Genomic DNA, 12,289 nt, shown 5'->3' on the forward strand with positions numbered 1-12,289 from the left:
TTCAGCCAATCATTGCCCATCTCTTTAACCTCTTATCCTCGTTCCATTACACGAACTTCTGTATAAACTGGAGGAAGCACCAGGGAAAAAACAGGCTTTTTCGAAACCACCTTCAATAACACTCCGTTCTCCACATAATCTAAATACTGCGTGGGTACTTGTGAGCGATCCTCCACGTTCATCACCAGCGCATAATCGCCGGGCGCCAGGATGTTCTGAAAGCGGAAGGTGACTTCGAGCGCCTGCCCGGCTTGCAGGGCGGGGAAGACCAGCCCTTCATCGTACGTGGTGGCGGTGATAATATCCAGACCTTTCAGATTACGCAGGTTAATACCCGCTCCGTAAGCCTTATGAGGCAGGTGCTCCAGCGCCCGAATGCGCAGGGCAATCTCCACCGCTTCACCATATTCCAGCGTGAAGGCATTTCCGCCGGAAGACTGCACGCGGTAGGCTTCAATGCGCGCCCGCCCGTTCCCCCAGCGGATTAAATCCGGGCGCCCTTCGATGGGCACCCAGCCCTGCGCATCCACTGCCGCACTCTCTTCAACAGGCTGTCGGGCTTCCTGCTGAGCCTGCGCCTCCCACAGCATCTGAATGTACTGCGAAGTCACCTCCATGGGCGACCCCAGCATACGCATCTCCCCGTGAGAAAGCCACATGGCGCGGTCGCAGAGCATGCGCACGGTCTGCACATCATGCGTCACCAGCACAATGGCGGTGCCCTGTTTGTGCAGATCGCGCATGCGGTTCATGCACTTCATCACAAAACCGGCATCGCCCACTGCCAGGGCTTCATCCACAATTAAAATCTCCGGATCCACGCAGGTAGCAATGGAGAACGCCAGCCGCACGTACATCCCCGAAGAATACAGTTTGACCGGCTGATCAATAAAATCCTCAATCCCCGAGAAAGCCACAATCTCATCAAAACGGCGGCGCATTTCCTGCTCGGAAATTCCCAGCGTCACCCCGCTGAGGTACACATTTTCCCTGCCGGTAAATTCCGGGTGAAAGCCCGCCCCCAGTTCCAGCAGAGCAGTCAACCGTCCGCGCCGCTCAATGCGACCCGTCGTCGGCGCCAGCGTACCTGCCATAATCTGCAGGAGTGTGCTTTTCCCGCTCCCGTTAATCCCGATAACCCCCAGCGTCTCCCCGCGCCGCACAGAAAGGTCAATGCCGCGCAGCGCCCAGAACGAACGCGCGTATTCCTTACCGGTAAAAGGGGTCAGAAAGAGCGTTTTCAACCGCTCGATTTGACGATTGTACAGGCGGTACGCCTTGGAAATGTTTTCCAGAACCAGCACTTCGTCGGGGTTCATAGGTAATCCGGAAACGCGTGTTTGGTGCGGGTGAACCACACGTACCCCACCATCCAGAACAGCAAACTCATCCCGCCCGCCCAGGCAATTTGCTCCAGCGTGGGCGGCAGTCCTTCCATTAACACCCGCCGGTACATGCCGACGATTTGCGCCATGGGGTTCAATGTGACCAGAAAGCGCAGGCGTTCCGGAATGAGCGTTTCGGGGTAGAAGATGGGGGTGATGAACATCAGCAGCAGGGTGAACAGTCCGGTGGCTTGCCGGAAATCCGGGATGAACACTGAAAGCGAAGCCAGCAACCACGAAAGACCGGTCTGAAGCATGAACTGCACAAGCAGGAAGAACGGCAGGAGCAGCACCCACCCGTTCAACCCGCCGCCCACCGCCAGCACCAGAATCAACAGCAGCGCCAGCCCGATGAGTTGTTGAATCATCGTCACCAGCGTCAGGTTGACCGGCAGCACCTCCAGCGGAAACACCACCTTCTTGACCAGATTGGGGCTGAGGCGCATCAACGAACAGGAGGCGTTCACCCCCTCAGAAAAGGCGTTCCAGGGCACCAGCCCGCACAGCAGGTACACCGCAAACACCGTGGGCGAGTCGGTAGAGCCAAAACGCACTTTGAGGAAATACGAGAAAACCAGCGTATACGCCAGCATCATCAGCAGGGGTTGAGCCACCGCCCACAGGATGCCAAAAATCGAGCCGCGGTAGCGCGCCCGGAAATCCCGCCAGGTGAGAATGCGGATGGCTTCCCGGAAGCGAACCAGCGTTGCCACCGTTTTGGGAACATCAATCAGATCCACCAGCAATGTAAGGGCTTTGCTCAAAGAAAAATCCCCAGACCTCTTTCCAGAATCGTCCTGTGAGCGATTATACCATCCTCATCGAAGAGCGCTCCACCGCCCCCAGAATCTGCCGCGCACGGTTCTGCCAGGAATGGCGGGCGGCTTCCTGACGCAGTACCTCTCGAAAACCCGGCTGTACGGCAGACGCCAGCGCCCGATCAAGTTGATCGCTCCATGCCTGCGGGGTATCTGCCGGGAACACCATGGGCACCGAGAGACTTTCCTCCATCGGGGTGAGCACCACCGGCTTTCCAGCCGCCATTGCCTCAAACAGTTTCAACGGCGAGGTGGCATGCGTAATGGGAGTGAGACGAAACGGAATCATCACCGCATGGAACCCGTGCAGGTAGGCGGGCAAACTTTCATAGGGACGGGCATCCAGCCAGCGCACATTCGGCAGGGTTTGCCACGGGCGTTTTCCCGGACGGAGATGCAACTCTGGACCGATGACCATGAAAGAAAGGTCTGCCCGCAGGCGGGCAACCGCCTCCAGCAGTTCATCGTCGAACCACTCTGCCAGCGCGCCAATGTACCCGATGATGGGTTTTCCCTCCCTGCGCAGTTCTTCGATTTCAGGGGCAAGGCGCCCGGGCGGTTGTGAGAAAAACGTCACATCTGCCCCGTTCGGGCACAGGATGAGATCCGCGCGCTCGGTCCGGAAGGTTTCCTCCAGGCGCCGCGCAGTGACCAGCACCACCTCCGCGCGCGCAATCCGCTCACGGTGCTGATGCGCCAGCAGGCAGGGATGCACCTGTCTGAAGGTGGAAAAATCGTCCACAATGTCATAGATCAGACGGGAACGTTGCAGCGCAAACGCCGGAGAGTAACTCCACGGCAGGAGATACAGAAAAGGATCTTCCAGCCCGGCAAGCGCCTGCGGCGGCGCACAGCACAGCCGGAGATTTGCCTCCATCTCCAGCAGTTCAGGTGCTCCCTGCCAGGACCAGTCCGGCTCCAGATAGACCACCTTTTCGCCCAGCCCTGCCAGCGCCCGCGCCAGTTGTTGCGGGCGCTGAAAGAGTTGTTTTTGCCACGAAAGCCCCGGCGCAAATACCCACACGCGCTCCCCGCCTGCCCATTCTGCCAGTTGAAGCCGCACCTGCCCGACCTGCCGGGCAAAGCGAAGTGCGCGCCAGGTCTGTTTTACGCGCCACCACAGAGTTTTGATCCACACCAGCGGCGGGCAGATCCATGGATTTTCCCCCGCGCGCGAAACCACCTTCATCCCCTCTCCCCCTCCATCACCGCCAGAATTTGCCGGTGAATGGCAATCTGATTGAAGCGCTCCAGAGCAATCTGGCGCGACCTTGCACCCATTTGCCGGCGCAGGTCTTCCGAACGCAGCAGGTCTTCCAGCCGATTCGCCAGCGCCTCCACGTCCCGGGTGGGCACGAGATAGCCGTTCACCCCGTCCTCCACCGCCACCCGACATCCGGGCAGGTCGGTTGCCACCACAGGCAAACCGCAGGCAACTGCTTCCATGAGCGCCGCTGGCATGCCTTCTCCGTAATAAGAGGGGAACACAAACACATCCGCCTGCGCATAGACTTCTTCCATGCGCGGCTGAAAGCCCCACCACTCCGCCAGACCGGCTTCTGCCCACGCCTGCACCGTCTCCCGCGTCAGCGAAAGCGGATTGCCCGCATCCACATCGCCCGCCAGAGCCAGCCGGAAAGCCACCCCGCGCTGACGCAGGATTTTGCCTGCCTCGACCAGTTCTTCCACCCCCTTTTCGCGCAGGAAACGTCCGGCGAACAGCGCCACCGGCACCTCGTTGTGATGGGGAACAGGATGAAAGCGCTCCACATCCACACCCAGCCCGGTCAGCAGGTGTGCCTGCCCGCGGCGGAGCAACCCCTGACGGAGAAAATACTGCCGGTCCAGATCGTTCTCAAAAAGCACCTGCTGGCGCGGAGAGCGCAGAATCAGCCGGTACAGCACCAGCGTCAGCGGACGCAACAGCCGTGCCCGCAGTTCATCTGAAACCAGCACATAGCCCCTGCCGGTAATATTGCTCACCACCCGCGGCACACCGGTAATCGCCGCGGCAATCCCGCCGTACAGCACCGGCTTGATGGTCATGTGATTGACCACATCCGGTCGCTCTTTGCGGTACAGGCGCACCAGCCGCCACAGCGCATCCCATTCCTTCCACGGCGCCAGCGACTGCCTGCCCACCTCCCAGCGCACCCAGCGGAAACCATCTCCCTGCAGGGCAGAGACAAACGGTCCCTCCGGCGAGACCAGCACCACCTCGTGCCCTTCCCGGCGCAGAAAGCGCGCAAAGTTCAGGCGGTAGTTGTACAGAAACCAGTCGGTGTTGGCAACCAGCAGAATTTTCATGCCCCGTTTAATTCCCGGTACAGTTCAACAAGGCGCGCTTCCATCGCCTTCCAGCCGAAGCGGGTATCATATGCCCGGCGGGCGGCTTCGCCCATGCGGACGCGCAGAGAGGTATCGTCGGCAAGGCGCGTCAGGGCTTCATCCAGCGCCTGCACATCTCCGTAGGGAATGGCAATACCCATGCCCCATTCCTCCACAATGCGATCCACGTTCGTGCCTTTTGCCACCACGATGGGTTTGCCCAGCATCATGGCTTCGAACAGTTTGTTCGGGCTGGAATAACGGTTGTTGATGACACCCGGATCATAAAGGGCAAACAGCACATCCGCCTGCTGGGAAAGGTCCAGCGCCTGCCGGTAGGGAATCCGTCCATGCCAGACAGCGTTGGGCAGTTCGCGCAGTCTCTCCAGGATGATCGGCTCATCCCCACCAAAACCCGCCATCTCCAGCCGCCACTGCGGATGACGGCGCAGCACTTCAATGACTTCCAGGAGCATGCGCTCCACGTGCATTAACCCCACGTAACTCAGGCGCAGCACACCCTCCGGCGAGGGTTGAAAGGCAGGCAGAAACGCCCGTTCATCCTCGGGACTGTTATAAATCACCTCCAGGCGGCGCGGATGCGACCCGGCAATCTGCTCGCGGCGGGCGTCGTCGCACAGAATCACCGCATCCGCCTGATCAATGGCGCGCAGGTCCCGGCGCCGAATCCAGGACTTGATCCATCCCGGCGTGCGCCGCAGATGATCGGCGTAAAAATCGAAGATATCGTACACCACCCGCCTGCCGTACAGGCGCCCCGCCCACAGCGCCGGCAGGATGGTGTCGAAATCGCAGGCGTGCAGGACATCGTACTCGCGGGCATGGCGCATCAGCCACGCCATCAGCGCCGCCTGCCAGCGGAGCAGATTCGGCAGGTTGAAAATCCCCGAAGCGTACCGCGCGCGAATCGGCACGCGGTAAATGAAAAAGCCCTCGCGCTGTTCCACCCGCGGCTGACTGGCGGTACGATCCCACGCCAGCACGTCCACGCTGTACCCCGCCCGCACCAGCGCCCGCGCTTCCTTCTCCACCCGCGGATCGGGTGCAATCGGGTTGGAACGACAAAAGAGGACTTTTTTTTCTGTCATGCCGTTATTATATCAGAGCCAAAACGGCATAAACCTTGCACACCTCTTGAAATGAAAATCGGGATACAATCGAACTCAGGAGGTTGTTTCGTGCGCAGGGTTCTTGTGCTTTTTACCTTAACACTCATGCTCGCCGCGTGCCGGGCTTTACCCGCCCAGCCCACCCCTATCACCGCACCCTCACCGGCGGCGCCCACCGCCACCCCGCAGATAGTGCGTACCCTGCCCCCACTGGTCACCCCCACCCAGCCGCAAAGCCCCGAAGCGCCCGCGCCCGAATCCGCCCCCCGGCAGGAACCCCCTGCCCCCAGCCCCACCCCTGCCTTCGTCATCCAGGCGGGATCGCCCGCCTATTTGCCCGCCTTCACCCACCCCGAAGCCGGCTGTGGATGGGTGGGCATTGCCGGTCAGATTTTTGACTCTTCGGGGATGCCCGTGGAGAACACCGTGGTGGTGGTCAAAGGGCTTTTCAACGGCAAAGCCGTGGATGCACTTGCCCTCAGCGGGCTGGCAAAAGGGTATGGATCCGGCGGATATGAGATTCAGGTCGGCACGGCATCCGCCGCTACCAGCGAAGCCCTCACCATCCAGTTGCTCAATGACCGATTTGAACCCCTCTCGCCGGTTTACCCCGTACAGACCTTTGACGACTGCCAGAAAAACCTGATTCTCATCAACTTCCAGTCCACCGCCAGCCAGTTCTGGCTGTACCTGCCCGCCATCCTCAACGAATCTCCCGAATCCCCCTGACGCCTGCGGGTATAATATTCCCATGCCAGAAACCTCAACCGAACTGTCCCTGCGCCGCGAGGGCGAGCGCCTGCTCCGGCGCTGGTGGGTGTTGATTGTGTGCGCCTTTCTGGGCGCGCTGGGCGCATACCTGTACAGCCTGCGCGCCGCCACCGAATACGAAGTCTCCTTCAGCGTGCTCACCGGCATTGATCAGACCACCGCGGGCGAACTGACGCAGTACGAGGAAGATGTCATGTTCGAGGCGGTGGGCTATATCCTCTACTCCCCCGACACGCTGGCGCAGGTCGCCGCACTGGCACAGCAACAGGGCATGGACCTCACCCCCGCCGACCTGCGCGACTCTTCCAGCGTGGAGCGCCGCCTCAACGAATGGCGCGTGCGCCTGCACCGCCCCAGCCCGCAGGAAGCCGAAACCCTCGGCAGATTGTGGATGCAGTGGGCGTGGGACGAACTGCGCCGCGCCTATGCCCACGCCCTCACCGCCGACGGACTGCGCCGCTACGCCGAGAGCCTCACCGCCTGCCTTGCCCGCACCGTCACCACCGAACCTGCCTACGGACTGTGTGGATTTAACCGCCTGCCCGACCTGCAGGCAGAACTGGCTCAAACCAGCCAGCACCTGCTGGACGAGCGTCTTGCCTCGCGCGGGCTGAGCAGTAGCCTTCTGCTCCACGAAGTCCAGTGGGAAACCCCCGTCCCCCGTCCCGTCTCCTACCGCCGCGGCTGGCTGGTGCTGAGCGGGCTTGGGCTGGGTTTGCTGGCTGGGCTCATCCTCGTCTTTGCCATCCCGGAGAGGAAAGCATGACCTTCCGGCACAAAGCCTGCCGCCTGACCGTTGAGGCGCTGTGGGCACTGCTGGCGCTGGCACTGCCTTTCACCAGTTTTCCACTGGTGGCGCGCCTGACCGGCTCCAGCATGGTTGCCCCTGCCGCGCTCCTGCCCCTCGGTGCGCTGATGGTGCTGTGGTTCCTGCCGCAACTCTGGCAGGGCGCGCGCCTTCCCCGCCTGATTCTGCCCCTGCTGGCGTTTGCAGGCGCGGGTTTGCTTTCCACTTTCCTCTCGTATTTCCTGCCCCTGCCCCTCTTTCGCGAAATCCCCCCCTACCGCCAGCAGATCGAAGCCCTGGCGACCCTGGCAATGGGCATGGGGTTTTACCTGCTCACCACCCTGTGGACAGGCGACCCCGAACGCCGCCGTGCCTTCCTGCGCTGGGTCAACCGCTCCGGCGTGATTCTGATTGCCGCGGCACTGGCGCAAGCCCTCTTCTGGCGCCTTAACGGCGCTTACCCGCAGTGGATGGACACCCTGCAAACCTGGCTGGTCACCCACGAACTTTACCCCGCCCGCGCCAGCGCGGTTGCCTTTGAACCCTCCTGGCTGGCGCACCAGTTGAACATGCTCTACCTGCCCTGGTGGCTTGCCGCCTCCCTGCGCAATGAAAGCGTTCACCGCTGGCGTCTGGGCTTTCTCACCGCCGAGCGCCTGCTTCTGCTGGGCGGGCTGGCTTCGCTGGTGGTCTCGGTCTCGCGGGTGGGCTTGCTGGCACTGGTGCTGATGATCGCCGCCCTGCTCTTCGGCGGCGCCCTGCGCCTCATGGCATGGATGCAGGATCACCTCACCCGCCGCTCGCGCGCACAGGGCTTTACCCGCACCTTCCTGCGCGCCGCCGTGGGCGCTGCCATCATTCTGCTGGTGGGCGCGCTGGTACTGGGCATCTTTGCCGGTTCGGCGATTGCCCTGCGCCGTTTTGATCCACGCATGGAAAAATTCTTCGACATCCGCGTCCTGCTGGTCAAAGGCTCATTCCTCGCCTATGCCAATCAACTGGTGTTTGCCGAGCGCCTCATCTTCTGGCAGGCTGGATGGCAGGTGTTCAACGATCACCCCCTGTTCGGCGTGGGTATGGGCAATGTGGGCTATTTCTTCCCCCGCACCCTCAGCGCCTTTTCCTGGAATCTCACCGAAGTCTCCACCCTGATGTACCATCTGAACATCATCCCCAACGCAAAATCGCTGTGGGTGCGCCTGCTGGCAGAGACCGGCGCACTGGGCTTTTCCTGCTTTCTGGTGTGGCTCATTCTGCAGGGTTGGACAGCCCGCCAATTGCTTACCTCCCGCCAGGCGCTTTCCGGTACAATTGGATTAACCGGTCTGCTTTTGCTGACAGGGCTGATCGCCGAAGGCTTCAGCGTAGATACCTTCGGACTGCCCTATTACTGGATCACCCTTGCGCTGGTCTCCGGCGCCGCATTCGATAAAGGAGTGGAATCATGAGCGATACGGCTAAAAAATGGCTGCTTGCCTGTGGTATTCTCGTTCTGGTAGCATGTCTGTGCCTTTCGGTGGTGGGAATCGGCGGCGCGGCGCTGTTGTTCTTCACCAGTGGAGAGATCAGCAAAACCCTCACCGTGCCTCTGCCCACCCTTGACCTCTCCCCTCAGGAGACCGCCACCCCGCAGGAAAGCACCCCTCTGCCCTTTGACCCTCTCCCCCGCCCGCAGGACGGCAGTGAAGCCATCGCCGCAGAGACTCTGCAAACCCTGCGCAATACCCTGGTGCCGGTGAACGACCCGCTGGACGTTGCCGCGCGCCTGCTGGGCATCACCGGCGTCTCACCCACCCTGCCCGCTCCCGCCGCGCCCTACCGCGTGGGCGATCAGAAATCCTTCTGGGTAACCAACACCGACACCGATGAAACCCGTCAGGTCACCGCCACCCTGCGCTACGCCACCGATGTGGTGTACTTCTGGGTGGAAAACGGCATCCAGACCGACGACCGCGCCCTGAAGCGCCTGGCAGACACCTTCTCCAACAAAATTGTTCCCACCAACCGCGAGTTCTTCGGCACCGAATGGACCCCCGGCGTGGATAACGACCCCCATCTCTACGTGCTGTACGTCTCCAACATCGGCATGGACATTGCCGGCTATTACTCCTCCTCCGACGAAGTCCCCCCCGCCGTCAACGAGACCTCCAACGGACATGAAATGTTCGTGCTCAGCGCCGACAACATCGCCCTGGATGAAGAATACACCTACGGCACCATGGCCCACGAATTTCAGCACATGATTCACTACTACCGCGATAAAAACGAAGAATCCTGGCTCAATGAGGGCTTTTCGGTGCTGGCAGAACTGCTCAACGGCTACGATATCGGCGGCTTTGATTACCTCTTCATGCTCGACCCCGACCTGCCGCTGACGTACTGGCCCGACCCCAGCCAGTCCACCCCGCACTACGGCGCCTCCTTCCTTTTCGTTACCTACTTCCTCGACCGCTTTGGCGAAGACGCCACCAAAGCCCTGGTGGCGCACCCCGAAAACGGCATGGAGAGCATTGACCTGGTATTGCAGGAGCAAAACCTCACCGACCCGCTGACCGGTAAACCCCTCACCGCCGACAGCCTCTTCGCCGACTGGACGGTTGCCAACTACCTTCAGGATCGGCGTGTGGGCGACGGGCGCTACGCCTACTCCCGTTACGACGCCCCACAGGCAACCCCCACCGAATATGTGGAAACCTGCCCCTCCGAACCGCTGACCCGCGAAGTCAATCAGTACGGCACCGACTACATTCAGATCACCTGCCCCGGCGAGCATACCCTCATCTTCCAGGGCGCAACCATCGCCTCGCTCCTGCCCGAAAGCCCCTACTCCGGCAATTACGCCTTCTGGTCGAACAAGGGCGACGAATCTGACATGACCCTCACGCGCCGCTTTGACTTTACCGGCATGCAAGCCCCCATCACCCTGCGCTACCGCATGTGGTACGACCTGGAGGAAAGTTACGATTACCTCTATCTGGTGGCTTCTACCGACGGCAAGATCTGGGAAATGGTGCAAACCCCCTCCGGAACCGATGAAAACCCCGTCGGCAACAACCTTGGCTGGGGATACAACGGCACCACCGGCGGCTGGGTGGAAGAAGAAGTGGATCTCTCCCGATACGCCGGTCAGCAGGTGTACCTGCGCTTCGAATACATCACCGACGCCGCGGTCAATGGCGAAGGATTCCTGCTGGACGACATCTCCGTGGATGCGGTGGGCTACTTCAGCGATTTTGAACAGGACGAGGGCGGCTGGGAAGCGCGCGGCTTTGCCCGCATTGCCAACCTGCTCCCCCAGACCTTCCGCGTCACTCTGATTCTGGAAAACGGCAAGACGCAGGTCATCCCGCTGGAACTGGATGAAAATCAACGTGTGGAGTACCCCCTTGATCTCAAGAGTGCTGACGCCCGCGCCACGCTGGTGGTGAGCGGCACCACCCGCTTCACCGTCCAGCCCGCCTATTACACACTGCAGATTCGCTAACCCCGCTCCTGCCCGGCTCTCCCCCGCAAATGCAGGAGAGCGTCTGGCATTACCACAGCCACTCGATGGTCAGCGGCGCGTGGAGAAACGCCTCCCGCGCCGCTTTGCCCTTCTCAGAGACGAACAGCGCCATGCGCACCATCTCCACGTCCTCACTGCGCAGGGTACTGCCCAGCACCGTCACCGCCTCGGGCGCCTGCGCCTCCCACCCGCAGGAAGCATAGAACGGAATCAGTTCCGGACGGCAAAAGAGCAAGCCCAGATCCACATCGGCGGTGCAGATGTGGCGCGTTGCCGCTTCCACCACCCGGCGGGCAAACCCCTCCCTCCGATAGGGAGGAAAGGTCATCACCGCGCCCAGCCCGTAAATCTGATACACCTCATCGTCCAGCCCGAAGGTCAGGCGCACCAGTTCGCAGTGGCTGATGAGATTCTCCCCCTCCACGATGCTGAAGTGCAGAACTTCATATCCCGGCGGATACCAGTCCGCGTCAAAACGATGCTCGCCCTGAAAGGCGCTCGCCCAGAACATGCGCTTGAAACTGAGCGCCTGCCAGTGCAGGGCAGGCGGCAGGTCTTCCTGCGAATGGATCACCAGATGCGGCGTCATGCTCGCCCTCCCTGCCGTGTACAGCCACCCGGCATGACCATCACAGCACAGCCTCTCATCTTGCCCTCCCGGAGAAAATCGCCTGTTTTCATTATAGAGAGATTTGCCCCCTGCAGAGCAGAGAATTTCTCCGCCGCACGCCTGCCGGCAGTCCGCCTTACCCGCGAATGAAGTAAATTACCGAGACCACCACCCCGATCGAAACCACCAGCCAGCGCAGCACGATGGGCTTGACCCGCCCGGCGAGTTTGCCGCCCAGCACGCCGCCCAGCAGCGCGCCCACCGCCATCACCAGCGCCGCGCTCCACAGCACCTTGCCAGAGAAAAGGAAGAACAACGCCGCCGCCAGATTGGTAGCAAACGAAATGCCCTGCTTGAGCGCATTCAGACGGGTGAGCGAATCCTCCAGCACCAGCCCCAGCACCGCCAGCACAATCACGCTGAGACCGGCACCAAAATACCCGCCGTACACCGAAGCCAGCAGCACCGGAATTACCGCCAGCGCTTCGGGCGTGCGGGCGTCTTTCGCCATGCGCGCCGGAGAGAACACCCGCTTCCGAATCTCATCCTGCGCCGCCAGCAGGAGCGAGGCGAACAAAATCAGGTACGGCACCAGCGAGCGGAACAGGCGTTCCCCGCTGAGCAAAAGCAGTAACCCCCCCGCCAGCCCTCCGATGAGCGCGGCGGGCAACAGCGTCCGCGTGCGCTGCGCCTGCCCCTGCAAATCCCTGCGCTGTGCCCATGTACCTCCCAGATACCCCGGCAGGAGAGCAACCGTGTTGGTCACATTGGCAACCACCGCCGGAACGCCTACCGCGGTAAGCGCCGGAAAGGTGATCAGCGTGCCGCCGCCCGCCAGCGCATTCACCGCCCCCGCGGCAACCGCCGCCAGTCCGATCCAGAGGTATCCCGTCCACTCCATGACTGCCATGTTCCTTTCGATGAGAAGATTGCAACGGCGCAATCATATCACAAT

At 61.4% G+C, this 12,289-nt stretch carries 11 protein-coding genes; 4 read left to right on the forward strand and 7 right to left on the reverse strand.

The window, feature by feature from the left end; translation table 11 throughout:
• Nucleotides 1-32: 32 nt before the first annotated feature.
• From LHF31_RS07370 to LHF31_RS07390, 5 genes are read right to left on the reverse strand one after another with little or no spacing between them, the layout of a single operon-like run.
• Entirely contained in the window at nt 33-1,319 is a 1,287-nt protein-coding gene (locus tag LHF31_RS07370) for an ABC transporter ATP-binding protein (RefSeq protein ID WP_298003346.1), read from the reverse strand.
• Complete coding sequence (locus LHF31_RS07375; protein ID WP_298003348.1) at nt 1,316-2,149, reverse strand: ABC transporter permease; 834 nt, start codon at nt 2,147-2,149, stop codon at nt 1,316-1,318. Before LHF31_RS07375 ends, LHF31_RS07370 begins: the two co-directional genes overlap by 4 nt.
• Nucleotides 2,150-2,192: 43 nt before the next feature.
• Nucleotides 2,193-3,392: a glycosyltransferase gene (locus LHF31_RS07380; RefSeq protein ID WP_298003350.1), complete on the reverse strand. Its 1,200-nt coding sequence runs from the start codon at nt 3,390-3,392 to the stop codon at nt 2,193-2,195.
• On the reverse strand, nt 3,389-4,510 hold the full coding sequence (locus tag LHF31_RS07385; protein ID WP_298003352.1) for a glycosyltransferase family 4 protein: 1,122 nt from the start codon (nt 4,508-4,510) through the stop codon (nt 3,389-3,391). The genes LHF31_RS07380 and LHF31_RS07385 overlap by 4 nt, the downstream gene beginning before the upstream one ends.
• Nucleotides 4,507-5,640 (reverse strand): glycosyltransferase family 4 protein, encoded by a 1,134-nt coding sequence (locus tag LHF31_RS07390; RefSeq protein WP_298003355.1) that lies wholly within the window; start codon nt 5,638-5,640, stop codon nt 4,507-4,509. The genes LHF31_RS07385 and LHF31_RS07390 overlap by 4 nt, the downstream gene beginning before the upstream one ends.
• Before the next feature lie 90 nt (nt 5,641-5,730).
• Between LHF31_RS07390 and LHF31_RS07395 the strand changes: the two genes are divergently transcribed.
• The 4 genes from LHF31_RS07395 to LHF31_RS07410 are packed head-to-tail and all read left to right on the forward strand — an operon-like array spanning nt 5,731 to nt 10,703.
• On the forward strand, nt 5,731-6,390 hold the full coding sequence (locus LHF31_RS07395) for a hypothetical protein (RefSeq protein WP_303773999.1): 660 nt from the start codon (nt 5,731-5,733) through the stop codon (nt 6,388-6,390).
• Nucleotides 6,391-6,412: 22 nt separating this feature from the next.
• The gene (locus tag LHF31_RS07400; RefSeq protein WP_298006365.1) at nt 6,413-7,198 is read left to right on the forward strand and encodes a hypothetical protein; all 786 of its coding nucleotides are present in this window, start codon (nt 6,413-6,415) and stop codon (nt 7,196-7,198) included.
• Nucleotides 7,195-8,667 carry an O-antigen ligase gene (locus LHF31_RS07405; protein WP_298006362.1) on the forward strand — a complete coding sequence of 491 codons (1,473 nt, stop codon included), beginning with the start codon at nt 7,195-7,197 and terminating at the stop codon, nt 8,665-8,667. Before LHF31_RS07400 ends, LHF31_RS07405 begins: the two co-directional genes overlap by 4 nt.
• On the forward strand, nt 8,664-10,703 hold the full coding sequence (locus LHF31_RS07410) for a choice-of-anchor J domain-containing protein (RefSeq protein WP_298006357.1): 2,040 nt from the start codon (nt 8,664-8,666) through the stop codon (nt 10,701-10,703). The genes LHF31_RS07405 and LHF31_RS07410 overlap by 4 nt, the downstream gene beginning before the upstream one ends.
• A 49-nt stretch (nt 10,704-10,752) precedes the next feature.
• Here LHF31_RS07410 and LHF31_RS07415 read toward each other — a convergent pair whose 3' ends face one another.
• Both LHF31_RS07415 and LHF31_RS07420 read right to left on the reverse strand, forming a co-directional pair.
• Nucleotides 10,753-11,313 carry a GNAT family N-acetyltransferase gene (locus LHF31_RS07415; protein ID WP_298006354.1) on the reverse strand — a complete coding sequence of 187 codons (561 nt, stop codon included), beginning with the start codon at nt 11,311-11,313 and terminating at the stop codon, nt 10,753-10,755.
• Nucleotides 11,314-11,470: 157 nt separating this feature from the next.
• The gene (locus LHF31_RS07420) at nt 11,471-12,235 is read right to left on the reverse strand and encodes a sulfite exporter TauE/SafE family protein (protein ID WP_369685047.1); all 765 of its coding nucleotides are present in this window, start codon (nt 12,233-12,235) and stop codon (nt 11,471-11,473) included.
• Nucleotides 12,236-12,289: the final 54 nt, after the last annotated feature.

The sequence above is a fragment of the Anaerolinea thermophila genome (assembly GCF_020723905.1).
GTDB classification, from domain to species: domain Bacteria; phylum Chloroflexota; class Anaerolineae; order Anaerolineales; family Anaerolineaceae; genus Anaerolinea; species Anaerolinea thermophila_A.